Raw genomic sequence first — 23,201 nt, forward strand, 5'->3', positions numbered from 1 at the left:
GTTAATATAAACTTTGAATATCAAATAGTTTGATATTCAAAGTATTAAAGGTGAGGTGATATGGATTGGATTTTGAACTGACGAACGAGATAAATGACTATTTGATGAAAATTTTTAATGAAGTTTTGCTTATCGAAGAAGGAACTTTACAGCAGTCAGAATTTAAAGATATTTCTGTAACAGAGATGCATACCATCGAAGCTATTTCATTAGCGGGAAATTTAAGTTCGACTGAAGTGGCCCGGAGACTAAATATCACCGTGGGAACTTTATCGGTTGCTATACAAAACTTAGTTCGAAAAGGTTATGTGGAACGAGTAAGGTTACCTGAAGATCGCAGAGTCGTTCGTTTAAAGTTAACCAAAAAAGGTAAACTCTTATATCGTTTACACCGAAGGTTTCACTTGAACATGGTTGAAGCGGCAGTTGATGGGTTAACCGAAGAAGAAATTCCAATCTTAATAAAGGGCATTATAAATATACATCAATTTTTATTTGAGATTAAATCACAGATGAATGAGGAAGAAAAGAATGAGTAAGATTGTTGCAACAGGTTCGTATTTACCTGCTAATTACTATAGTAATACAGATTTAATTAATAAATATGCGATCGATTCTAGCCATGAATGGATTCAACAACGATCTGGAATTGAAGGAAGATATTTAGCCATTGATGATGAATCTGTTGGAGATATAGCGATTAAGGCGGGTCAAAATTTGCTTTCTAAACTTAATCATGATATTTCTAAGGAAATTTCATTTATCGTTGTAGCAAGCATGTCATCTTTTTCCCCAACGCCTAGTTTAGCCAATCAAGTTCAAGCAGCACTTGGTGCGACGAATGCCTGGGCAGTAGATATCAATGCAGCTTGCAGTGGTTTTATTATGGCACTAGAATTAGCCAACCAAGTCTCACGGAATTATTCGAATGGCTACACTTTAGTCATTGGAGCTGAGAAAATGAGTAATATTTTGAACTTTGAAGATCGCTCAACAGCTGTTTTGTTCGGAGACGGAGCAGGCGCTGTATTAATTAAAAATGATGGTCAACAATTAAAAGGTTATCAGCATTATTTAGCAACGGCTAGTGATGAAGCTTTATCGATTCATTTAAAACGGCAAGAAGAAAAGTTTTTCCTTACCATGCTAGGCCGTGATGTATTTAATTTTGTGAATCGCACCGTCGTCAATAGTTTGCAAGACTTTATTGAAATACATCAATTATCATTTGATTATTTAATCTGTCACCAAGCCAATCAACGACTGTTAGATATATTTGCAAAAAAACTTAAAATTTCGATGGTTAAAATACCAAGTAATATTAAAGATGTTGCTAATACATCGGCAGGCAGTATTCCGATTTTGATTGACCAGATGGTAACAGACAATTTATTGAAGTTAGATGGCACCCAAAAAGTGATATTATCAGGTTTTGGTGGTGGACTCTCATGGGGACATTTGTACTTTGAAATATAATGTAAGTGAATAACTTGCACCAAAAAATATATAAAATTTACGGAGGAATTTATTATGTTCGAAAAAATTCAAGTAATTATCGCAGATCAATTAGGTATTGAAGAAAATGAAGTGACATTAACAACAGATTTTGAAAGTGATTTAAATGCAGATTCATTAGACGTATTCCAAATCATTAGTGATATTGAAGATGAATTAGATATTACAATCGATACAGATCAAAATTTAAGAACAGTTCAAGATTTAGTGACATATATTGAAGATTTAGAAGCTTAGGAATGATTAATAAATGAAAACAGCAATTACAGAACTACTAAATATAGAATATCCGATAGTTCAAGGGGCGATGGCATGGGTTGCTGACGCTGACTTAGCAAGCGCTGTTTCAAATGCAGGTGGATTAGGTGTTATTGGTACAGGACATGATCCTGTTGAAGTGGTAGAAAAAAAAGTGACATTGATGAAAGAAAAGGCTTCGAAGCCTTTTGCAGTCAATGTCATGCTTTTAAATCCACAAGTTGATGCTGTTGTTGATTATTTAATTGAAGCTGGAATTAAAATTATAACAACCGGAGCTGGCAATCCTGCAAAATACATGAAGCGATTTAAAGAAGCTGGAATAGCTGTTATTCCAGTTGTTGCTTCTGTTGCCTTAGCTAAACGAATGGAACGTATTGGCGCAGACGCAATAATCGTTGAAGGAATGGAAGCAGGAGGGCATATTGGTAAATCAACTACCATGACACTTTTACCTCAAGTGGTTGATGAAATAAATATCCCCATTATTGCTGCCGGTGGTTTTGGTGATGGACGTGGGATGGCAGCAGCCTTAATGTTAGGTGCTGACGCTATTCAAGTTGGAACGCGATTTGTTGTTTCTCATGAATCAAACGCTCATCCGCGTTTTAAACAAGCGATTATCGAAGCAAAAGATATTGATACAGTTGTTACAGGTCAAATTACAGGACATCCTGTCCGCGTTTTAAGAAACCCATTAACCACTCAGTATCTACAAGCTGAAAAAGAAGAAACGAGCAAAGAAACACCTGACATTCTGCGTTTAGATGAAATTGCTAAAGGAGCTTTACGTCGCGCCGTTGTTGAAGGAGACTGGCAATCAGGATCTTTTATGGCAGGACAAATTGCTGGATTAGTTTCTAAAGAACAATCATGTCATGATATTATTCAAGATTATATCAATGAATGTAAAGAGATAATTAAAATTAACCAGAAATTTGTGGATTAATTTTATAAATAGTTAAAGGAGTCATTATCGATGAAATTAGCCATTATATTTAATGGACAAGGTGCGCATTATGAGAATATGGGTGAAGATTTCATTGCTGAATATCCTGTTGCCAAAGAACTTATGCAACAAATAGAATCTGTTACGGATTATCCTATTCAGGAATGGATTAATCAGGATATCGATGTTTTATCAAAAACTAAATTTGCGCAACCGGCGATAGCAGCCATTAGTTTGGTTATTTATCAAAGTATTGCTCCTCTTTTGCCAGCCGTATCTTATATGGCTGGTTTAAGTTTAGGGGAATACTCAGCCCTAATAGCAAGTGGTGCCATCTCAATTGAAGCTGGATTTTCTTTATTAAAAGCTAGAGGAGAAATAATGTCCAAACAATGTCGTAAACTGAAAGATACGACAGATGTACAGATGGTTGCGGCCTTAAATATGCCATTAGAGGTCATACAAGAAACATTATTAGAAGTTGATCCATCACTGCCTCTTTATATTGCTAACTATAATTCACCAGGACAGATTGTTTTAGGTGGGGTGGTGGAAGCAATTAATCAATTTTCTGAGATAGCTAAAGCAAAAGGTTATCGAAAGATTATGCCATTAAAGGTTGAGGGTCCTTTCCATACACCATTAATGCAAGACGCAGTAAATGATTTCGAGAAAGCTTTAGCTGATATTGAATTTGGACAAGCTAATGTAGAAGTTATGTCTAATTTAACTGTTGAACCTCATCAATTATCAACGATAAAAGAACACTTAGCAAATCATTTAGTTCAACCTGTTCAATGGCAACAAACAATTGAATTTTTTGTAGACCAAGGCGTAACACATCTTATTCAAATTGGACCAGGAAAAACATTGGCAGCTTTACTAAAACGTCAAGAAAATGTCCCTAAAGTATTAGTTATCGATAAAGTCGAAGATGTCCAAGCGTTAGAAAGTTTATTTAATTAAAGGAGTTTAATATGAGTCTTGTTTGTATTATTACAGGTAGTTCGCGTGGTATAGGCTTATCAATCGCACATTCATTAGCAAAGGCTGGCCATCAAGTAGTTTTAAATAGCCGTCGACCATTTGACAACGAAATTTTAGAACAGTTTGCTGATTATCCACTAGCAGTTGGAACAATGATTGGTGATGTGAGTGATTTCGAAACTGCAAAAGAACTTGTAGACCAAGTTAAAGAAACATTCGGCAGAATTGATGTTTTAGTCAATAATGCAGGGATAACAAAAGATGGTTTATTTATGCGCATGTCTGAAGATGATTTTAACACGGTGATTCAAACGAATCTAAATGGTGTGTTTAATATGTCACGTCACGTTGTGCCTATTATGTTAAAACAAAGAAGCGGATCGATTATTAATATGTCTAGTATCGTAGGGGTGACCGGAAATGTTGGTCAAGTTAACTATGCGGCTAGTAAAGCAGGTATTATTGGATTAACCAAGGCTTTGGCTAGGGAAGTTGCTAGTCGATCTATTACAGTTAATGCGATTGCTCCTGGATTTATTGAAACAGAAATGACTGGGCATTTGAGTGAACGTGTTGTTGAAACGATGCTAGGCCAAATCCCTTTAAAACGTTTTGGTCAAGTTGAAGAAATAAGCCAAACTGTCGCTTTCTTAATTGAAAACCGCTATATTACAGGGCAAGTAATTGAAGTAAATGGCGGCATGAACATGTAAGAACATGTTTTTACACAAGGAGGAAAATAATGAACCGAGTAGTAATAACGGGAATTGGAACAGTTTCACCTATCGGAAATGATGTTCAATCATTTTGGGATAGTATGACGAACAATCGAAGTGGTATTGCTGAAATTAAAAAATTTGATGCTGAAAATACTGGAATCAGTGTTGCGGCTGAAGTCAAAAATTTCGATCCAACATTAACCATGGATCGCAAAGAATATAAACGAATGGATTTATTTTCTCAATATGGTGTTGCTGCGGCTGCAGAAGCACTTGAAATGAGTGGCTACAATATCGAAGAAAACCCGTATAGGGTAGGAACACTCGTGAGCTCCGGTATTGGGGGCTTAATCGAAATTGAGAATGGAATCCGTAAAATGATTGATAAAGGACCAAAAAGAGTCCCACCATTATTTGTACCAATGACCATTGGTAATATGGGTGCAGGAAATATTTCCATGAAATTTGGTGCTAGAGGCATTAGCTTAGATATTGTCACAGCTTGTGCTAGTGCGACGAATTCAATCGGTGAAGCTTTCTTGAAAATTCAAAATGGTCTTTTAGATGCATGTTTTGCTGGAGGAACAGAAGGAACGATTAATGAAATTGGCATCAGTGGATTTGCTGCATTAACAGCTTTATCTACAAATGAAGATCCGTCTAAGGCTTCAAGACCATTTGATAAAGATCGTGATGGCTTTGTGATGGGCGAGGGTGCTGGAATTCTGTTTTTAGAATCATTAGAATCGGCACAAAAACGTGGAGCCACTATTTTAGCTGAAGTTGTCGGTTATGGTTCAAACTCAGATGCTTATCATATGACAGCTCCTTTACCTGACGGTAGTGGTGCAGGTGAAGCTATGAAGACTGCAATTGCTATGGCGGGTATTACAGCTGAAGATATTGACTATATTAATGCTCATGGGACAAGTACCCCAACAAACGATTCAGGAGAAACCGTTGCAATTAAATATGCATTAGGTGACCATGCTTATAATATTCCAATTTCAAGTTCAAAAGGACATTTTGGACATTTATTAGGTGCTGCAGGTGGAGTGGAAGCTGTCGCTATTGTGAAAGCTTTACAAGAAGGTTTTATACCAGCAACATTAGGTTTAGAAAATGCAGATGATGATTGTGATTTAGACTATGTCCCAAATGCAGGACGTCAACAAGACATTCGTTACGCTTTATCAAACTCCTTAGGCTTTGGTGGACATAATGCTGTATTATGTTTCAAACGCTGGGATGGTGAATAAATTTGGAATTTCAAGATTTACTTACCTTAATTGATAAACTCGACAAATCGACACTGACTTTTTTAGATTACAAACGCGATAACAATCATGTGATCCTATCAAAAAATGCTGTAAATGAGTCGGTGAGTCAAGCAAAAGCTGAAGCTGTTCATAATCACCTACAACAGAATGAAAAAGTTGAAGTCGTTCAAGAAATAGCTCCTGAAACTGAACAGCTAACTGAAGCACCAAGAGAAGAATTGACAGGAGAAGTTGTTACTTCACCAATGGTTGGTGTTGTCTATTTACAAGCAAATCCTGATGCAGACCCATATATCCAAGTGGGTGAACGAGTGGAACAAGGCGATGTTATTTGTATTATTGAGGCCATGAAGTTAATGAATGAAATCCAAGCACCAAAATCAGGTATTATTGAAGAAATATTAGTTGAAAATGAATCTGTAGTTGAATTTGGACAAGCAATTGTTCGCATCAAATAATTTAATATCAGTAGGAGGATTATTATGACAATTATGACTGCTCAAGAAGTAATGGAGATTATCCCAAATCGCTTTCCTATCTTTTTCATAGATGCTGTTGACGAATTAATTCCAGGTGAAAAAATTGTTTGCCGTAAAAATGTGACAATCAATGAAGAGTTTTTCCAAGGCCATTTCCCTGGAGAGCCTGTTATGCCAGGCGTTTTAATCGTTGAATCATTAGCTCAAGCTGGATCAATTCCATTATTAAAAATGGAAGGCTTTGAAGGAAAAACAGCGTATTTAGGTGGTTTAAATAAAGTTAAATTTAGACAAAAAGTTGTACCAGGTGATGTTCTGCGCCTACAAGTTGATATTGTAAAACTAAAAAGTAATGCAGGTATTGGTTATGGACAAGCTTTTGTTGGCGATAAAAAAGTTTGTGAAGCTGAAATGACCTTTATTATTGGTGCTAAGTAAATGTTTAAGAAAGTATTGGTTGCCAATCGGGGTGAGATAGCTGTTCGTGTCATTCGTGCTTTACGTGAAATGGGGATTACATCCGTTGCTATTTACAGTAAAGCAGATGAAAAAGCTTTGCACACAGAATTAGCTGACGAATCTATTTGTATTGGTCCAGCAAAAGGATTAGATTCATACGCAAATCCTATTGCAGTTCTCAGCGCAGCCCATGTTATGGGCTGTGATGCGATCCATCCAGGTTACGGATTTTTATCAGAACGAAGCGATTTTGTGAAAATGTGTGAAGAAGTAGGCATAAAATTTATAGGACCGTCGAGTGATATTATCAACTTAATGGGAAATAAACAAAATGCACGTTCTACCATGCAAGCAGCAGGCATACCAATTACACCAGGAAGCGATGGACTAGTCCATACACTTGAAGAAGCCCAAGCCATTGCAGAAGAAATAGGCTTTCCGTTAATGATAAAAGCAGCTGATGGAGGCGGTGGAAAAGGGATGCGTCGCGTTGAATCGATTGATCAATTTGATTATTTATTCGAACAAGCACAAAACGAAACCCAAGCAATTTATGGGAATAAAGATCTTTATATTGAACGAATCATCTATCCAGCCCGTCATATTGAAGTTCAAATATTAGCTGATCAATATGGTAACGTGATTCATTTAGGGGAACGCGATTGTTCTTTGCAAAGAAATAATCAAAAAGTCATCGAATTTACACCAGCACAATCCTTATCCCAAGCAGCAAGAAAGAGTATATGCAAAACTGCTGTTCAAGCAGCAGCAGCTATCGGTTATACGAATGCTGGAACCATTGAATTTTTACTCGATGAAAATGAAAATTTCTATTTTATGGAAATGAACACTCGTCTACAAGTTGAGCACCCCGTGACAGAAATGATAACGGGAATAGATATTGTTAAACAACAAATAAATATCGCTGCTAATAAACCATTAGATATGACACAAGAAAGGGTTAAATTTAATGGTGTAGCCATTGAATGTCGTTTAAATGCTGAAAACCCAAGAATGCAATTTAGACCATCAAGTGGCTATATTAACCGCTTAATTTTGCCATCAGGTGGCTTAGGTTTACGCGTAGAGTCTGCTGTTTACCCTCAATATCTGCTACCTCCGTTTTATGATTCAATGATTGCTAAAGTCATTGTTCATCAACCAACTAGAGAACAAGCATTTGAGTTGATGGATAGAGCTTTGTATGAAGTGGTTGTTGAAGGATTAGACACGAATATTGAACTGCTTGACGATTTAATTGGTAGTGAATCTGTCTTTAATGATAGAATACATACTAAGTGGTTGGAAGAATCATTTATGCCAGATTGGCAGTTAGAGCTAGAAGATGGAGCTAGAGATGAATTAGAGGAGGCATAATATGGCATTATTCCGAAAAAAGAAAACTATTCGAATAAATCCATTGCCTATTCATGAAATAGAGCAGAAAAAAGCAAGCATACCTGAAGACATGGTTAAAAACTGTCCAAACTGTAAACGGATCTTAATTAACAATCAAATTGCTGAAGAACGCGTTTGTTACCATTGTGGTGAACATTTGCATTTTCCAGCAAAAGACCGAATAGACTGGTTAGTCGATAAAGGTAGTTTTGAAACTTGGGATGAAGGTTTAAGTACGTCCAATGAAATGAATTTTCCAGGCTATACTAAAAAAATATCACAAGCTCAACAATTGACAGGACTTAACGAAGCTGTCGTAACAGGCAAAGCAAGCTTAAACGGTTTACCATTTTGCTTAGGCATCATGGATAGTCAATTTATTATGGCGAGTATGGGGACCGTTGTTGGAGAAAAAATAACAAACCTATTCGAACGAGCTTACGAACTGGGCTTACCTGTCATCATGTTCATAGCATCAGGTGGTGCACGTATGCAAGAAGGTATTTTATCTTTAATGCAAATGGCCAAAGTTTCGCAAGCCGTTTCTAAACACCAACAAGCTGGATTGTTTTACTGTGCTATTTTAACTAACCCTACAATGGGGGGAGTAACGGCAAGTTTTGCTATGCAAGGCGATATCACTTTGGCAGAACCTCGTGCAAAAATAGGATTCGCAGGGAAACGGGTCATTGAACAAACAATTCGTGCGGCATTACCGGATGACTTTCAATCAGCAGAGAGCTTGTTGGAAAATGGTTATATTGATGAAATTGTTCCAAGAACTGAACAAAAAGAAAAACTAGATTTACTCTTAAAAATCCATTCGAAATAGAGAGCAGGTGAAACTATGCAAGCCTATCAAATAGTCCAAAGAGCACGCCAATTAGATCGGATTTCGACAATGGATGTGATTAATGGTATATGTAGTCAATTTATGGAATTGCATGGAGATCGTTTAATGTCAGATGACAAAGCGATGATCACCGGCATTGGTTTAGTTGATAACAAACCTTTAACTTTCATTGGTATACAAAAAGGTAGCAATACAAAAGAAAATATCTTGCGGAATTTTGGTTCAAGTGGTCCAGCAGGCTATCGTAAGGCGATTCGCCAAATGAAATTAGCTGAAAAATTTAACCGTCCGATTCTGACCCTAATAAATACAGCAGGTGCCCATGCAGCCCCTGAATCTGAAGAAAATGGTATTGGCGATGCAATTGCGCAAAGTTTAATAACAATGAGTGAACTAACTGTTCCAACTTTAGCTATCATTCTCGGTGAAGGTGGTAGTGGAGGAGCGATTGCCCTTGCTTTAGCAGATAGTGTTTGGATGATGGAAAACAGTATCTACTCTGTTCTATCACCCGAAGGCTTTGCTTCTATTTTATGGAAAGATTCAAAGTTAGCCTCGCAAGCGGCTGATGTGATGAAATTAACAGCTAAAGATTTGTTAGAGCTGAAAGTAATTGATAAAATAATCCCAGAAGAATTCGATAGCGTTTTAATCGAGAAAGATCAGCTATTGAAGAATTTAATCACAGCTATAAAAAATGAATTTAAGCGTTTAGATGCTACAGAGGCAGAAGAACGTGTGACACTCAAATATGAACGTTTTAGAAAATTTTAATTATTCAAGATCCAAATAGTTAATGTCAGACAATGTATGTCCTCGGTCATTAACTATTTGGGTTTTTGTGTTTTTATAGGTTATTTGTTGAACGCATTATAGCTAAATCAAAAAGGAATAACACTTTCCAAAGAAATTGTATCTAATTAACGACACGACTCAATGAACCTGATTCAAATAAAACAGATAAATTATACCAGACCTTTAAATTATTCTTCATCATCCTTATTTGGCAAAGAGTCTATTATAAATTATAAAAAGATTATATCGATATTTAACAATAATAGTTGCAAATTCAAATGGACATTAGTATATTAATATTAGTGTTAAAAATGAAGGAGGAAGTCAAATGAAAAAATTTATTGTATCGCTATTAACAATCGTCTTGATGTTAAATAGTTTATCACTATCAACGATTGCAACGGCTCAAGAAACACCTGAGATTAATCCAAGTGTAGAACAAACCTTGAATATCATGACTATAGGTGAATTAGCTACATTAGATAGTGCAGTTTATAATGATACACCAAGTTCAGATATGATTGGACAAGTTTTTGAAGGACTGTTTCGTATCGTTGATGGAACTGAAGTAGAGTTAGGTCAAGCTGAAAACTATGAAGTTAGCGAAGATGGATTAGTTTATACCTTTACTTTACGTGACGGCTTAGTATGGAGTGACGGCAATCCGATTACAGCTAACGACTATGTGTATTCTTATCAACGTCTAGTTGATCCAAATGGTTTAGCTTCAGCACAATCCGTTGAAATCTTTAAGAATGCAGCTGCTATCCGTAATGGTGAAATGGAATTAGAAGAAGTTGGTGTTGTTGCATTAGATGACACAACGCTTGAAATTACTTTAGAATATCCAGCGCCTTATTTACCTAAATTGTTAACAGGTAGCCGTTTTATGCCGGTACAACAAGCAAAAGTTGAAGAGTTAGGCGATAGCTATGGTACTTCGACAGAAAATATTGCCATGAATGGACCGTTCTTAATTGAAGGTTGGTCTGGAACTGAATTAGAATGGACTTTAGTGAAAAACCCTAATTATTGGGATGCAGAAAATGTGTACTTAGAGAATGTGCGTGTTTCAGTTGTTAAAGAAACAGGTACAGGTGCAGATTTATTTGATGCAGGCGAATTAGATTACGCAATTCTTTCTGATCAATTTGTACAACAATATGAAGGCTCAGAAGTTTTCCATTCACAACCAAAAGCAACCATCGGACACTTAATGTTTAACGTGACTCGTGAAACAACAGGAAACGCTGCTTTACGTCGTGCAATCGCACAAGCTTTTGACAAAGAATTGTATGCCACTTCAGTGATTCGTGATGGTTCAACGCCTCTAAACGGTTTTGTACCAGCTGATTTCGATGTTAATGAAGATGGGGTTGACTTTAGAGAAGAAGCAGGAGAAGTTTTACCGTATAACGTTGAAGCAGCTCAAGCAGATTGGGAACAAGCTAAAGAAGAATTAGGTATGGATACCATTGAAATTGAATTATTAGTTTCAGATGTGGATTTATCTGGAAGAACAGCTGAGTATTTACAAGCTCAATTAATGGAAAACTTACCAGGCTTAACGATCACAATTCGTCAAGTACCATTAAATAACCGCTTAGAGTTCCAACGTGCTTTAGATTATGACTTCTTCTACGGTACTTGGGCACCAGATTATCAAGATGCGATTAACTTTATGGAACAGTTGATTACAGATGGTGGTATTAACTTTGCTGATTATTCTAATGAAGAAGTGGATAACTTAGTTAACCAAGCTCGTAATGAATATGCAACAGATTCTGTAAAACGCCGTGAAGCGTTAATTGAAGCTGAAAGAATTGCCATTGGTGAAGATGCTGTTGCACCTGTAGTTTATCAAGCTGCGACTGCTTACTTATTAAACCCATCTGTTCAAAACTTACAAATTTTACCATTCTCGAGAACATTGAACTTGAGAACAACTTATATTTCTGAATAAATATCTGTTTAATGAACAAGTGAGTCATCATATTTATAGCTTTCAATTCGTAACTGAATCGTTATGAATTGAAAGCTATTTTACATCTTAATCAAATTAAGAGCTATAATGTATAGTAATAGCAATATCAGCATGCTTGAATTATAATGATTAGAAGTCTAAGAATATCAAGAGTTATAGAAAGTGGTGAGTATATGCAATCATATGCACGATATTTAGGTCGTAGAATTATTTATATGATTTTAACCTTATTTATTATTATTAGTGTGACCTTTTTATTATTGCAATTTTTACCTGGAACACCGTTTGCAAATCAGGATTTATTAACTGAAACACAATTACGCTTATTAAATGAAAAATATGGTCTCAGTGATCCTATTTTTGTTCAATATCTAAATTATCTAAAAAATATTTTAAAAGGTGATTTTGGTATTTCTTTTCAGTTTAATAATTTACCAGTAGGTCAAATTATTGCGGATAGGGCAGGTCCTTCATTCCAACTGGGAATTCAAGCAATGGTTTTGGGAACGAGTGTTGGCGTCATTTTAGGTATCCTTTCGGCCGTTTATCAAAATACTTGGATTGACTATTTTACGTCTGTTTTTGCGATTGGTGGTCGATCCGTTCCTAACTTTGTTTTTGCGGTTGTTCTACAATTTATTTTTGCGGTTTGGCTTGGGACATTACCCATTGCTTTTTGGAGAGATGGTTTTAGGTCCACGATATTACCAACGCTGGCTTTATCAATTTCACCAATGGCTGAAGCGGCACGTTTTGTTCGTACTGAGATGATTGAAGTTTTAAGTAGCGATTATATTGAGCTGGCTAATGCGAAAGGTTTAGCGGAATTTTATGTGATATTTAAACATGCATTAAGAAATGCTATCATCCCTTTACTAACGATTTTGGGGCCAATTACAGCTAATTTAATGACTGGATCATTGGTCGTTGAACAAATATTTTCAATTCCTGGTATTGGGGAGCAATTTACCAAATCAATTTTAGTTAATGATTATCCAACTATTATGGGGATTACTATTATGTATTCCGTTATCCTAGTAGTACTAATTTTAATAGGTGACATTTTATATGGAATGATTGACCCTAGAATGAGATTGACGAAAGGAGGAAATTAGAATGTCAACTGAGCTATATCCTTCAGAATATAATGAAAAACAATTACTTGAACTTGGGACAATGGATGATGCTTTATTTCAACCAAAAATAATCATCGATTCTGATGAAAATGAAAAGATTTCGACACCATCGCTAAACTTTTTTCAAGATGCTTGGCGGCGGTTGAAAAAAAATAAAGCGGCTATGATTTCATTGTTGGTGGCAATCATTATTATCGTAGTTGCTATAGCGGCTCCTCTTTTAACGCCACATTCACCTTTTAAACAAAACCCTAGTTTTTCGAACCTTCCTCCTAAAATTCCAGGATTAGAGAGTTTTTCTTGGTTTGATGGTAAGAGTGTTAATCGTGGAGGTACTTTGGTAGATAGCTATGAGATGGCGGGGGTTCCTGAAGATGTCTATTTTTATTTAGGGACAGATAGTTTAGGAAGAGACTTGTTATCAAGAATTCTTTACGGAACAAGAATTTCATTATTAGTAGCATTTGTTGCGGTATTTATTAATTTAGTATTTGGGATTATTTATGGACTGATTTCCGGTTGGGTTGGAGGTAAGCTTGATACCTTTATGCAACGGATTTTAGAAATTTTGTCAGGAATTCCGAACTTAGTGATTGTTGTATTAATGTTATTAGTCTTAAAACCTGGGATTACTTCTATTATCATTACCATTGCACTGACATCTTGGATAAATATGTCACGTGTTGTTCGAGCACAAACGATTCGTCTAAAGCAACAAGAATATGTGTTAGCTGCTCGTGTATTAGGTCAATCGACTTTTAAAATTATGTTTACGCATCTATTGCCAAATATGCTGGGAATTATCATTGTTCAAGTAATGTTTGCGATTCCTTCAGCGATCTTTTTTGAAGCTTTTTTAAGCTTTATTGGGATTGGAATTCCAGCTCCGAATGCTTCATTGGGAACCTTGTTAAATGATGGTTATCAAACTTTCCGCTTTTTACCGCATTTAATGTGGTATCCTGCAATAATGATTTCATTAATCATGTTGTCATTTAACTTGTTGGCTGACGGATTACGTGATGCGTTTGACCCGAAAATGAAAGAGTAGGCGGTGAATTATGGAAAAACCAATTATTTCAGTCCGTAATCTCGAAATTAGTTTTGACACCTTTGCTGGAGTCGTACAAGCGATTAGAGGCGTGAGTTATGATTTGCATCGCGGTGAAACTTTGGCAATCGTAGGTGAATCTGGTTCTGGAAAGACAGTTTCTTCAAAAGCTATTATGGGCTTATTAAGTAAAAATGCAAAAGTTGAAAATGGAAATATTTATTATAATGGTGAAACTGACTTATTAAAGTTAAGTGAAAGAGAGATGCGATCTTACCGTGGAACAAAAATAGCCATGATATTCCAAGATCCGATGACATCTTTGAATCCTACTTTAACTATAGGACGTCAAATCGAAGAAGTCCTACGCATTAAAAGGAATTTTTCAAGACTGGATGCGCATGCAGAAGCGATTAATTTACTCACTTTATGTGGGATTCCTAATCCTGCCGAGCGGCTAAAGCAGTATCCTCATCAATTTTCAGGTGGTCAGCGTCAGCGGATTGTCATTGCGATCGCTTTAGCAGGAGATCCGAATGTCCTTATTGCGGATGAGCCAACGACAGCTTTAGATGTAACCATTCAAGCGCAAATCATTGAATTGTTACAAAAAATACAAGCCGAAAAAGGAATGGCCATTATTTTTATTACCCATGATTTAGGCGTGGTCGCAAAGGTTGCAGACCGAGTTGCGGTTATGTATGCTGGGCGATTTGTTGAAATAGGACCCGTTGATGATATTTATTATAATCCTCAACATCCGTATACATGGGGGTTATTAAGTTCTATGCCAACAACGAAGACGACAGGAGCATTGTATGCAATACCTGGGACGCCGCCTGATTTAATTAATCCTCCAAAAGGAGATGCCTTCGCGGTTCGGAGTGAGTTTGCTCTCGAAATTGATTTTATTAAACAACCTCCGATGTTTGAAGTAAGCCCGGAACATTACGCTGCTAGCTGGCTCTTGCATCCACAAGCACCAACGGTGATACCCCCAGAAAATATTCTTGAACGTCATCGTTACTATCAAAGTAAACAAGGAGGAATGTAAATGTCAGAAAATAATTCACATCAACATCCTCTATTGCAAGTAAAAAATTTGGATGTGACATATAATCGAGGCAGTCGTTCAGAGGTGAAGGCTGTTGAAAGCGTGACTTTTGATATTTATGAAGGTGAGACATTTGGGCTTGTAGGTGAGTCTGGAAGTGGAAAATCAACGATTGGTCGCGCGATTGTGCGCTTACTACAACCCTCAAGTGGGGAAATCATTTTTAATAATAAGCCATATCACACAAATTTGTCTTCAAAAGAACGGCTTTCATTCAATAAAAATGTGCAAATGATCTTTCAAGATCCTTATTCATCTTTGAATCCGCGTATGAAAGTACAAGATATTATTGGAGAAGGTATTGATATTCATGGTTTAGCCGGTAACCCTCGGATGCGTAATGAACGTGTTAAAGAACTTTTAGATACAGTTGGGCTTAATCAAGATCATGCTAGCCGATATCCTCATGAATTTTCAGGTGGACAACGCCAAAGAATTGGAATTGCTCGTGCGCTTGCAGTGGAACCAAGATTTATCGTAGCAGATGAGCCAATCTCTGCTTTGGATGTTTCAATTCAAGCTCAAGTCATTAATCTACTTGAAAAACTACAAGTGGAAAGAAAATTAACTTATTTATTTATTGCGCATGATTTATCCATGGTAAAGTATTTTAGTGATCGGATTGCGATGCTACACCGTGGTCGGATTGTGGAAATGGCTGAAGCTGAAGAATTATATGCCAATCCAATTCATCCTTATACGAAAAGTCTTTTATCTGCTGTTCCGGAGCCTGAGCCAGATATTGAACGCCAAAAGAAAAGAATAATTTACAATGAAGAAAAGCATTCAAATAGTAAATATGAATTAAAAGAAGTGGCAATTAATCATTGGGTACAGTCTTTTAATCAATAATTAGGCTTTAAACAAATATTCACAATGTATATATTTAGATTGGAATCAGCTTTAAAAATAAGTTGTTTTGTCGATGTTTATGAAAATAATATAACAGTTTGAACTATGTATCATAACAGATATTTCTTTAAATAAGCACTTTCTTTTGCAATTGAAAGTGTTTTAAAGAAATAGCTGTTTTTCTTTTTGTTTGACAACTATTTCACAAACCTTGTCAAAAGACTGATGTTATCAATTTTTTTTAATCCAAAAGCTTGCATTTAACCTTAGATAATGCTAAATTAGTGATGTACAAATGGATATTAGTACAGTTTATTTAACTGTTTAATGATTCAGACAAAACAATGCAGAGAGGAATGTGTACAAGCATGGCTAAAAATGATGCTCCTACAAAAATCGAAGATTTATTAAGACCAGATAACTTTGATTTTAGTACAGTACAAGTGTTGAATGAAGAAGGAAAAGTAGTTAATGAAGACTTACTTCCTGATTTGTCAGATGAAGAATTAGTTCAATTGATGAAAGATATGGTTTGGTCAAGAGAGTTGTTCGAACGATCAACCGCATTAAATCGTCAGGGTAGACTTGGATTCTATGCACCAACTTCTGGGCAAGAAGCTTCTCAAATGGGTTCAATTGCTGCAATGACAAAAGACGACTTTATTTTACCAGGATACCGTGATATCCCTCAATTAGTAAAACATGGTTTACCTTTACATAAAGCTTTCTTATGGTCTAAAGGGCATGTTGAAGGTAATAACTATCCAGAAGATCTCCATGCTTACCCACCACAAATTATTATCGGTGCTCAGTATGTTCAAGCTGCTGGGGTTGCAATGGGTATTAAGAAAAATAAACGTAATGCAGTTGCTGTAACTTGGACAGGTGATGGTGGTTCTTCACAAGGTGACTTCTACGAAGGTATTAACTTTGCAGGTGCCTTTAAATTACCAGCTGTTTTCTACATTCAAAACAATGGTTGGGCTATTTCTACACCTCGTGAACTTCAATCAGCTGCACCAACATTAGCACAAAAAGCTGTTGCGGCAGGAATTCCTGGTATTCAAGTAGATGGTATGGATATTTTAGCTGTTTATGCTGTATCTAAAGCTGCTCGTGAGTATGCAGTTGCTGGAAATGGACCAGTTTTAATTGAAACACTTTGCTACCGTTATGGTGCTCACTCATTATCTGGTGATGATCCTAAACGTTACCAACCAGAAGGAGTACAAGAAGAATGGCGTGCAAAAGACCCATTAATCCGTTATGGTAAGTATTTAGTTGAAAAAGGCTTATGGTCTGTAGAACAAGAAGAAGCATACTTGGAAGAAGTTAAAGAAGACATCAAGAATGAAATCATGAAAGCTGATACGACACCAAAACAAAAAGTTTCAGATTTCTTGAAATCTATGTATGAAACTCCAGACTATGTAACACAAGAACAAATTGAAATTTTTGAAGCAAAGGAGAATAACTAATCATGGCACAAAAAACAATGATTCAAGCTATTACTGAAGCATTAGCCACTGAATTACGTAACGATGATCGTACTTTGATCTTCGGTGAAGATGTGGGTAAAAACGGTGGTGTTTTCCGTGCGACAGAAGGCTTAAGTGATGAATTTGGCGATGACCGCGTATTTAATACTCCTTTAGCTGAAAGTGGTATTGGTGGTTTAGCTGTTGGTTTAGCATTAGAAGGATTCAGACCAATCCCAGAAATTCAATTCTTCGGATTCGTATTTGAAGTTATGGACTCTGTTGTTGGACAAGCCGCACGTACACGTTACCGTATGGGTGGCACACGTAATTTACCAATCACTTTCCGTGCACCATTTGGTGGTGGAGTGCATACTCCAGAATTGCACGCGGATAACTTAGAAGGATTAATTGCACAATCTCCAGGGATTAAAGTAGTTATTCCATCGAACCCATATGATGCAAAAGGTCTACTAATCGCTTCTATTCGCGATAATGACCCAGTATTCTTCTTAGAACATATGAAATTATACCGTTCATTCCGTGAGGAAGTTCCTGAAGAAGAATATACAATTCCTTTAGGTAAAGCTAATGTTGTTAAAGAAGGTACTGACGTATCTGTTATTACTTATGGAGCTATGGTACGTGAAGCTGCAAAAGCTGCTGAAGATTTAGAAGCTCAAGGAATCTCAGTAGAAGTTATTGACTTACGTACAATTCAACCATTAGATATTGAAACAATTATCGCAACAACTGAAAAAACAGGTCGTGTAGTAGTAGTTCAAGAAGCACAACGTCAAGCAGGTGTTGGTAATCGAGTGATTGCTGAAATATCTGAACGTGCTATTTTATCACTAGACGCACCAATTGGCTTTGTTGCGGCACCAGATACCATTTTTCCATTTGGACAAGCTGAAAGAGATTGGCTACCAAATGCAGATGATATCGCTGCTAAAGTCCGTGAAACTTACGAATTCTAATTCATTAATAAAGGATAGTGAGCAATTGATTTGCTCACTATCTACTAGTTTTTAAAATGTAAATGAAGAAAGGAAGAATCTAAACCATGGCATTTAAATTTAAATTACCTGCATTAGGCGAAGGTATCATGGAAGGCGAAGTTGTATCTTGGTTAGTTAAAGAAGGCGACCAAGTTAATGAAGACGACGTACTAGTTGAAATTCAAAATGATAAATCTGTAGAAGAACTACCTTCTCCTGTATCAGGGACAGTTACAAAAATTGTTGTTGCTGAAGGTGAAGTAGCAAATCTTGGTGATGTATTGGTTGAAATTGATTCACCAGATCATAATGATGATGAGGAAATAGCACCAACTGCTCAAGCAGGAGCACCAGCATCCTCTCCAGAACCAGTAGCTGCTGCAGCACCAGCAAAAGGTGGAGCGAATTTCCAATTCAAGTTACCTGCTTTAGGTGAAGGAATTATGGAAGGTGAAGTTGTTACTTGGTTAGTTAAAGAAGGCGACCAAGTTAATGAAGATGACGTTTTGGTTGAAATCCAAAATGATAAGTCTGTAGAAGAATTACCTTCTCCACTTTCAGGTAAAATTGTTAAGATTCATGTTCAAGAAGGTGAAGTTGCAAACTTGGGTGATGTATTAGTTGAAATTGACTCACCTGACTATCAAGCAGATGCAGAAACGGCAGAAGAAAGCGTACCTTCGAGTCCTGAGTCACCAGCAGCTTTAGAACCAAAAGAAGAAGACTCACCTAAGACTGAAAGAAGCAACACAGCTGTAGAAATTGATCCAAATAAACGCGTTATTGCAATGCCTTCAGTTAGAAAATTAGCTCGAGATAAAGGTATTGATATTAGAGGCGTTGCAGGTAGCGGTAAGAATGGCCGTATCTTAAAAGAAGATATTGAAAATTACAATCCAGATGCAGTTGCACAAGCTTCAACAGTAGAAACTGAAGCAGTTGCACAACCATCTACAACAGAACAAGCATCTGCTCCAGTTGCAGCAGCGGCACCAGCAGAAGCTAAACCATTTAAATCTAAAGAAGCAGACCGTGAGCGTCGCGAACCGCTTTCTGCTATGCGTAAAGCAATTGCAAAAGCAATGGTTAACTCTAAACAAACTGCTCCTCACGTAACTTTATTTGATGAAGTTGAAGTATCTGCACTTTGGGATCACCGTAAGAAATTCAAAGATATTGCAGCACAACGTGATACTAAATTAACTTTCTTGCCATATGTTGTTAAAGCTTTAATTGCAACTGTTAAGAAATATCCAGTATTAAACGCTTCAATTGATGATGCATCTCAAGAAATTGTTTACAAAGATTACTACCATATTGGTATTGCAACAGATACTGAACGTGGCCTATATGTTCCAAACGTTAAAGATGCAAATACAAAATCAATGTTTGACATTGCAGACGAAATTGTAGAAAAATCTTCATTAGCTCATGATGGTAAATTATCAGCGGGTGACATGAGTGATGGTACCATTACAATTTCTAACATTGGATCTGCACGTGGTGCATGGTTTACACCAATTATCAACCACCCAGAAGTTGCTATTTTAGGTTTAGGTACGATCAATACTGAACCAGTAGTGAACGCTGAAGGTGAAATCGTTGTAGGTCGTATGATGAAATTATCATTAAGTTTTGACCACCGTATCGTTGATGGTGCGACTGCTCAAAATGCCATGAATGAACTAAAACGTCTATTAGCTGATCCAGAATTATTATTAATGGAAGGATAAGGTGAATAACATATGGTAGTTGGAGATTTCGCAATTGACTTAGATACAGTCGTAATTGGATCTGGTCCTGGTGGATATGTTGCTGCAATCCGTGCAGCTCAACTAGGCCAAAAAGTTGCTGTCATTGAAAAAGGTGACATTGGTGGGACATGTTTAAACGTAGGTTGTATCCCTTCTAAAGCATTGATCCATGCTGGACATGTTTACCACAATGCAGTACATGGAGATTTCTTTGGTGTAAGTGCAAAAGATATCTCTGTTGATTTTACTCGTACACAAGAGTGGAAACAAAATGAAGTTGTTAATAAATTAACTAACGGTGTAGAAATGCTACTTAAGAAAAACAAAGTAGAAATTATCCGTGGTGAAGCTTTCTTCGTTGATGCAAACACTTTACGTGTTATGAATGACGAATCAGCTCAAACTTATGAGTTTAAAAATGCCATTGTAGCAACTGGTAGTCGTCCAATTGAAATTAAAGGTTTCAAATTTGGTGAACGTATCTTAGATTCAACTGGAGCTTTAGCTTTAGATGAAATTCCAAAGGAATTAGTAGTAATCGGTGGAGGTTACATTGGATCAGAGTTAGCTGGAGCATATGCAAACTTTGGTACAAAAGTTACTATTCTTGAAGGTACAGGACAAATTATTCCTACATTTGAAAAAGACATGGTTCGCTTAGTTGAACAAGACTTCACTAAAAACAAAGGTGTTGAGATTGTAACCAATGCATTTGCACAAAGCGCTGAAGTGAATGGTGACCGTGTAACTGTTACTTATGAAACCAATGGTGAAACTAAGACAGTAGAAGCAGATTACTGTTTAGTAACAGTAGGTCGTCGTCCAAATACTGACAACCTAGGATTAGAGTTAGCTGGCGTTAAAGTTAGCGATCGTGGCCTAATCGAAGTGGACAAACAATGTCGCACAAATGTTAAAAACATTTTTGCTATTGGTGATGCTGTTCCTGGTGCTGCATTAGCTCATAAAGCAAGCTATGAAGCTAAAGTAGTTGCAGACGCTATTAGCGGTGGAACTTCTGAAGTAGATTACATTGGAATGCCAGCAGTTTGCTTTACAGACCCAGAATTAGCTTCTGTTGGACATACTGCGCAATCTGCAAAAGAAGCAGGTTTAGATGTGAAAGCATCTAAATTCCCATTAGCTGGTAACGGCCGTGCATTATCATTAAATGCAACTTCTGGTTTCGTTCGTTTAGTAACAACTAAAGAAGATAATGTTTTAGTTGGTGCTCAAGTAGCTGGACCAAATGCATCTGATGTGATTGCTGAGTTAACATTAGCGGTTGAAAGTGGTATGAATGCTGAAGATATCGCATTAACTGTTCACTCACACCCTTCATTAGCAGAAGCTGTGATGGATGCTTCTGAACTAGCATTGGGTATGCCAATTCATATTTAATCTTACAGTAATAGAATTAACTCTTCTGACTACTTATGGTTGGAAGAGTTTTTTAGTCGATTGACTGTAATAGAAATGATTACGATTGACATAACTAGCTTTCATTCGCTAGGATATAAGAAGAATGGAAGTGGAAAAATTGGAAAACGAATTACCTCACCATCACGGAAATACCATTAAAGAACTCGTTAAAGTGATGCCAACGACGGAAGCTTTTATTGAAGCAGCTTTTTATTTCAATCAGATTGGTGATGGAACACGCTTAAAAATATTTTGGTTATTATGTCATACAGAAGAATGTGGTATCAATCTAGCCGCCATCATGGGGATAAGTTCTGCAGCAGTATCCCACCATTTAAAAACATTGAAACTAAAGCAACTTATTCAAGGTCGCCGGATTGGAAAAGAAATTTATTATACTAAAACAAATCATCCAGTCGCAAATCTCTTACATGAACTGATTGATAAGTACTTTGAGTTGGTTGATGAATTATCCAAATAACGATAACTTCTTGATGAGAACGCAATGACTCATCGAGAAGTTTTTTTTAAATTGTATATTTTTTCTTTATGAAAAGGCTTAATCACTAAAAAGTTTTTTCTTTATGGATGAAATCATGTATAGTATATATTGGAACTAGGGGGGATAAGATGGAAGGCTATTCCTATCCAATAAATTCAGATTGGACGACTGAAGAAATTGTTACTGTTGTTAATTTTCTTGCTAAAGTAGAACAAGCTTACCAACAAGGAATTCGTCTTAAAGAGATTCATAGTGCATATAATGCATATAAACAAATTGTAAATAGTATAAGTGAAGAAAAGCAAATTGATCGTCATTTTCAACGTGAAAGTGGTTATTCTACTTATCAAGTTGTTAAAAAACTGAAAGATTTACTAGCTCAAAAAGCCGATCAACAAAGTATTATTAAGTTATAAACAGGAGGATAAGATGTTCGATTATTTAATGCACCATCGTATTCAAATGTGGCTGGAACAAGCTGCTGAAGAATTACAATCAGCTCTCAATCGTGATTTGATTGTCGAAGAAAAGAAGGATGCTAGTGATTTAGTCACTGAAATGGATAAAAATACTGAGAAATTTCTAGTAGGTAAGATTCAACACTATTACCCTGATCATAAAATTATTGGTGAAGAGGGTATGACTGGTGAAAAGGTAACCGATGTTTCTGGAATGGTATGGGTAATTGATCCAATCGACGGCACACTAAATTTTGTAAAGCAAAAGAATAATTTCGGGATCATGGTTGGTCTCTTTTACGATGGACAACCCGTAGCGGGTTACATTTATGATGTCATGAATGATCACTTATTTACTGGTATTGTAGGTGAAGGTGCTTATCTAAATAACAAACCGATTGAATTGGAACAATATCAAGCGATTAATCAAAGTTTGGTTATGGGAAATGTTGGTATGTTTATTGAAAATCATATGAATACACAAGCCATTTTCAAAGAAGCATTAGGTGCTAGATCGCTAGGGTCAGCTGCCTTGGAAGTGATTAGTGTTATTCGTGGTGAAGCTTCGATTTACATAAGCCACGGCTTGAGTCCTTGGGATTTCGCCGCTGGTTATGCGATTTGTCATGCTTTAGACATGAAAGTAACAACCTTAGATAACCAACCATTAAATATTTTAGAACGCTCCTCCGTTATATTTGCACATAAAAATGTCCATCAAGAAGCGATTAATTTGTTAAACCCGACTGAATAGGAG

At 36.5% G+C, this 23,201-nt stretch carries 24 protein-coding genes; all 24 read left to right on the forward strand.

The window, feature by feature from the left end:
- The first annotated feature begins 104 nt into the window (after nucleotides 1-104).
- Nucleotides 105-539: a MarR family winged helix-turn-helix transcriptional regulator gene (locus ACTQ54_RS06705; protein ID WP_441755420.1), complete on the forward strand. Its 435-nt coding sequence runs from the start codon at nucleotides 105-107 to the stop codon at nucleotides 537-539.
- Nucleotides 532-1,476 (forward strand): beta-ketoacyl-ACP synthase 3, encoded by a 945-nt coding sequence (locus ACTQ54_RS06710; RefSeq protein ID WP_441755362.1) that lies wholly within the window; start codon nucleotides 532-534, stop codon nucleotides 1,474-1,476. The genes ACTQ54_RS06705 and ACTQ54_RS06710 overlap by 8 nt, the downstream gene beginning before the upstream one ends.
- A 51-nt stretch (nucleotides 1,477-1,527) precedes the next feature.
- Nucleotides 1,528-1,752 (forward strand): acyl carrier protein, encoded by a 225-nt coding sequence (locus ACTQ54_RS06715; protein WP_441755421.1) that lies wholly within the window; start codon nucleotides 1,528-1,530, stop codon nucleotides 1,750-1,752.
- Between the two features lie 13 nt (nucleotides 1,753-1,765).
- Nucleotides 1,766-2,722 (forward strand): enoyl-[acyl-carrier-protein] reductase FabK, encoded by a 957-nt coding sequence (fabK, locus tag ACTQ54_RS06720; protein WP_441755363.1) that lies wholly within the window; start codon nucleotides 1,766-1,768, stop codon nucleotides 2,720-2,722.
- 30 nt (nucleotides 2,723-2,752) lie between these two features.
- On the forward strand, nucleotides 2,753-3,688 hold the full coding sequence (locus tag ACTQ54_RS06725; RefSeq protein WP_441755364.1) for an ACP S-malonyltransferase: 936 nt from the start codon (nucleotides 2,753-2,755) through the stop codon (nucleotides 3,686-3,688).
- A gap of 11 nt (nucleotides 3,689-3,699) precedes the next feature.
- Nucleotides 3,700-4,422, forward strand: a complete 723-nt coding sequence (gene fabG, locus ACTQ54_RS06730) for a 3-oxoacyl-[acyl-carrier-protein] reductase (RefSeq protein ID WP_441755365.1) — start codon at nucleotides 3,700-3,702, stop codon at nucleotides 4,420-4,422.
- A gap of 29 nt (nucleotides 4,423-4,451) precedes the next feature.
- On the forward strand, nucleotides 4,452-5,687 hold the full coding sequence (gene fabF, locus ACTQ54_RS06735) for a beta-ketoacyl-ACP synthase II (protein ID WP_441755366.1): 1,236 nt from the start codon (nucleotides 4,452-4,454) through the stop codon (nucleotides 5,685-5,687).
- Nucleotides 5,688-5,689: 2 nt separating this feature from the next.
- Complete coding sequence (gene accB / locus ACTQ54_RS06740) at nucleotides 5,690-6,166, forward strand: acetyl-CoA carboxylase biotin carboxyl carrier protein (protein ID WP_441755367.1); 477 nt, start codon at nucleotides 5,690-5,692, stop codon at nucleotides 6,164-6,166.
- Between the two features lie 21 nt (nucleotides 6,167-6,187).
- Nucleotides 6,188-6,625 (forward strand): 3-hydroxyacyl-ACP dehydratase FabZ, encoded by a 438-nt coding sequence (gene fabZ / locus ACTQ54_RS06745; protein ID WP_441755422.1) that lies wholly within the window; start codon nucleotides 6,188-6,190, stop codon nucleotides 6,623-6,625.
- Entirely contained in the window at nucleotides 6,626-8,023 is a 1,398-nt protein-coding gene (locus tag ACTQ54_RS06750) for an acetyl-CoA carboxylase biotin carboxylase subunit (RefSeq protein ID WP_441755368.1), read from the forward strand.
- A 1-nt stretch (nucleotide 8,024) separates the two neighbouring features.
- Nucleotides 8,025-8,876 (forward strand): acetyl-CoA carboxylase, carboxyltransferase subunit beta, encoded by an 852-nt coding sequence (gene accD, locus ACTQ54_RS06755; RefSeq protein WP_441755369.1) that lies wholly within the window; start codon nucleotides 8,025-8,027, stop codon nucleotides 8,874-8,876.
- A 15-nt stretch (nucleotides 8,877-8,891) separates the two neighbouring features.
- Nucleotides 8,892-9,671 carry a carboxyltransferase subunit alpha gene (accA, locus tag ACTQ54_RS06760; protein WP_441755370.1) on the forward strand — a complete coding sequence of 260 codons (780 nt, stop codon included), beginning with the start codon at nucleotides 8,892-8,894 and terminating at the stop codon, nucleotides 9,669-9,671.
- A gap of 349 nt (nucleotides 9,672-10,020) precedes the next feature.
- Nucleotides 10,021-11,655: a peptide ABC transporter substrate-binding protein gene (locus ACTQ54_RS06765; RefSeq protein ID WP_441755371.1), complete on the forward strand. Its 1,635-nt coding sequence runs from the start codon at nucleotides 10,021-10,023 to the stop codon at nucleotides 11,653-11,655.
- A 194-nt stretch (nucleotides 11,656-11,849) separates the two neighbouring features.
- Nucleotides 11,850-12,791, forward strand: a complete 942-nt coding sequence (locus ACTQ54_RS06770; protein ID WP_441755372.1) for an ABC transporter permease — start codon at nucleotides 11,850-11,852, stop codon at nucleotides 12,789-12,791.
- 1 nt (nucleotide 12,792) lies between these two features.
- On the forward strand, nucleotides 12,793-13,863 hold the full coding sequence (gene opp3C / locus ACTQ54_RS06775) for an oligopeptide ABC transporter permease (protein WP_441755373.1): 1,071 nt from the start codon (nucleotides 12,793-12,795) through the stop codon (nucleotides 13,861-13,863).
- 10 nt (nucleotides 13,864-13,873) lie between these two features.
- Entirely contained in the window at nucleotides 13,874-14,917 is a 1,044-nt protein-coding gene (locus ACTQ54_RS06780) for an ABC transporter ATP-binding protein (RefSeq protein WP_441755374.1), read from the forward strand.
- Complete coding sequence (locus tag ACTQ54_RS06785) at nucleotides 14,918-15,829, forward strand: ABC transporter ATP-binding protein (RefSeq protein ID WP_441755375.1); 912 nt, start codon at nucleotides 14,918-14,920, stop codon at nucleotides 15,827-15,829.
- 368 nt (nucleotides 15,830-16,197) lie between these two features.
- Nucleotides 16,198-17,307 carry a pyruvate dehydrogenase (acetyl-transferring) E1 component subunit alpha gene (gene pdhA / locus ACTQ54_RS06790; RefSeq protein WP_441755376.1) on the forward strand — a complete coding sequence of 370 codons (1,110 nt, stop codon included), beginning with the start codon at nucleotides 16,198-16,200 and terminating at the stop codon, nucleotides 17,305-17,307.
- A 2-nt stretch (nucleotides 17,308-17,309) separates the two neighbouring features.
- Nucleotides 17,310-18,287, forward strand: a complete 978-nt coding sequence (locus ACTQ54_RS06795) for an alpha-ketoacid dehydrogenase subunit beta (RefSeq protein ID WP_441755377.1) — start codon at nucleotides 17,310-17,312, stop codon at nucleotides 18,285-18,287.
- An 86-nt stretch (nucleotides 18,288-18,373) separates the two neighbouring features.
- Nucleotides 18,374-20,041, forward strand: coding sequence for a dihydrolipoyllysine-residue acetyltransferase (locus ACTQ54_RS06800; RefSeq protein ID WP_441755378.1), 1,668 nt, complete (start codon nucleotides 18,374-18,376; stop codon nucleotides 20,039-20,041).
- 12 nt (nucleotides 20,042-20,053) lie between these two features.
- Nucleotides 20,054-21,463 (forward strand): dihydrolipoyl dehydrogenase, encoded by a 1,410-nt coding sequence (gene lpdA, locus ACTQ54_RS06805; protein ID WP_441755379.1) that lies wholly within the window; start codon nucleotides 20,054-20,056, stop codon nucleotides 21,461-21,463.
- A gap of 124 nt (nucleotides 21,464-21,587) precedes the next feature.
- The gene (locus ACTQ54_RS06810; RefSeq protein ID WP_441755380.1) at nucleotides 21,588-21,965 is read left to right on the forward strand and encodes an ArsR/SmtB family transcription factor; all 378 of its coding nucleotides are present in this window, start codon (nucleotides 21,588-21,590) and stop codon (nucleotides 21,963-21,965) included.
- A gap of 149 nt (nucleotides 21,966-22,114) precedes the next feature.
- Entirely contained in the window at nucleotides 22,115-22,402 is a 288-nt protein-coding gene (locus ACTQ54_RS06815) for a UPF0223 family protein (protein ID WP_441755381.1), read from the forward strand.
- Nucleotides 22,403-22,415: 13 nt separating this feature from the next.
- The gene (locus tag ACTQ54_RS06820; RefSeq protein ID WP_441755382.1) at nucleotides 22,416-23,198 is read left to right on the forward strand and encodes an inositol monophosphatase family protein; all 783 of its coding nucleotides are present in this window, start codon (nucleotides 22,416-22,418) and stop codon (nucleotides 23,196-23,198) included.
- Nucleotides 23,199-23,201 lie beyond the last annotated feature (3 nt).

This window comes from Fundicoccus sp. Sow4_H7 (assembly GCF_052115865.1).
GTDB lineage: Bacteria > Bacillota > Bacilli > Lactobacillales > Aerococcaceae > Fundicoccus_A.

Excerpts from the sequence above, each read along its gene's own strand:
- ACTQ54_RS06815 (WP_441755381.1), top strand. The coding sequence starts at position 22,115 with ATGGAAGGCTATTCCTATCCAATAAATTCAGATTGGACGACTGAAGAA.
- ACTQ54_RS06820 (WP_441755382.1), top strand. The coding sequence starts at position 22,416 with ATGTTCGATTATTTAATGCACCATCGTATTCAAATGTGGCTGGAACAA.
- ACTQ54_RS06765 (WP_441755371.1), top strand. The coding sequence starts at position 10,021 with ATGAAAAAATTTATTGTATCGCTATTAACAATCGTCTTGATGTTAAAT.
- ACTQ54_RS06705 (WP_441755420.1), top strand. The coding sequence starts at position 105 with ATGAAAATTTTTAATGAAGTTTTGCTTATCGAAGAAGGAACTTTACAG.
- ACTQ54_RS06810 (WP_441755380.1), top strand. The coding sequence starts at position 21,588 with ATGGAAGTGGAAAAATTGGAAAACGAATTACCTCACCATCACGGAAAT.
- opp3C (WP_441755373.1), top strand. The coding sequence starts at position 12,793 with ATGTCAACTGAGCTATATCCTTCAGAATATAATGAAAAACAATTACTT.
- ACTQ54_RS06800 (WP_441755378.1), top strand. The coding sequence starts at position 18,374 with ATGGCATTTAAATTTAAATTACCTGCATTAGGCGAAGGTATCATGGAA.
- ACTQ54_RS06725 (WP_441755364.1), top strand. The coding sequence starts at position 2,753 with ATGAAATTAGCCATTATATTTAATGGACAAGGTGCGCATTATGAGAAT.
- ACTQ54_RS06780 (WP_441755374.1), top strand. The coding sequence starts at position 13,874 with ATGGAAAAACCAATTATTTCAGTCCGTAATCTCGAAATTAGTTTTGAC.
- accD (WP_441755369.1), top strand. The coding sequence starts at position 8,025 with ATGGCATTATTCCGAAAAAAGAAAACTATTCGAATAAATCCATTGCCT.
- ACTQ54_RS06750 (WP_441755368.1), top strand. The coding sequence starts at position 6,626 with ATGTTTAAGAAAGTATTGGTTGCCAATCGGGGTGAGATAGCTGTTCGT.
- ACTQ54_RS06785 (WP_441755375.1), top strand. The coding sequence starts at position 14,918 with ATGTCAGAAAATAATTCACATCAACATCCTCTATTGCAAGTAAAAAAT.
- accA (WP_441755370.1), top strand. The coding sequence starts at position 8,892 with ATGCAAGCCTATCAAATAGTCCAAAGAGCACGCCAATTAGATCGGATT.
- fabG (WP_441755365.1), top strand. The coding sequence starts at position 3,700 with ATGAGTCTTGTTTGTATTATTACAGGTAGTTCGCGTGGTATAGGCTTA.
- lpdA (WP_441755379.1), top strand. The coding sequence starts at position 20,054 with ATGGTAGTTGGAGATTTCGCAATTGACTTAGATACAGTCGTAATTGGA.
- pdhA (WP_441755376.1), top strand. The coding sequence starts at position 16,198 with ATGGCTAAAAATGATGCTCCTACAAAAATCGAAGATTTATTAAGACCA.
- fabK (WP_441755363.1), top strand. The coding sequence starts at position 1,766 with ATGAAAACAGCAATTACAGAACTACTAAATATAGAATATCCGATAGTT.
- fabF (WP_441755366.1), top strand. The coding sequence starts at position 4,452 with ATGAACCGAGTAGTAATAACGGGAATTGGAACAGTTTCACCTATCGGA.
- ACTQ54_RS06795 (WP_441755377.1), top strand. The coding sequence starts at position 17,310 with ATGGCACAAAAAACAATGATTCAAGCTATTACTGAAGCATTAGCCACT.
- ACTQ54_RS06710 (WP_441755362.1), top strand. The coding sequence starts at position 532 with ATGAGTAAGATTGTTGCAACAGGTTCGTATTTACCTGCTAATTACTAT.
- ACTQ54_RS06770 (WP_441755372.1), top strand. The coding sequence starts at position 11,850 with ATGCAATCATATGCACGATATTTAGGTCGTAGAATTATTTATATGATT.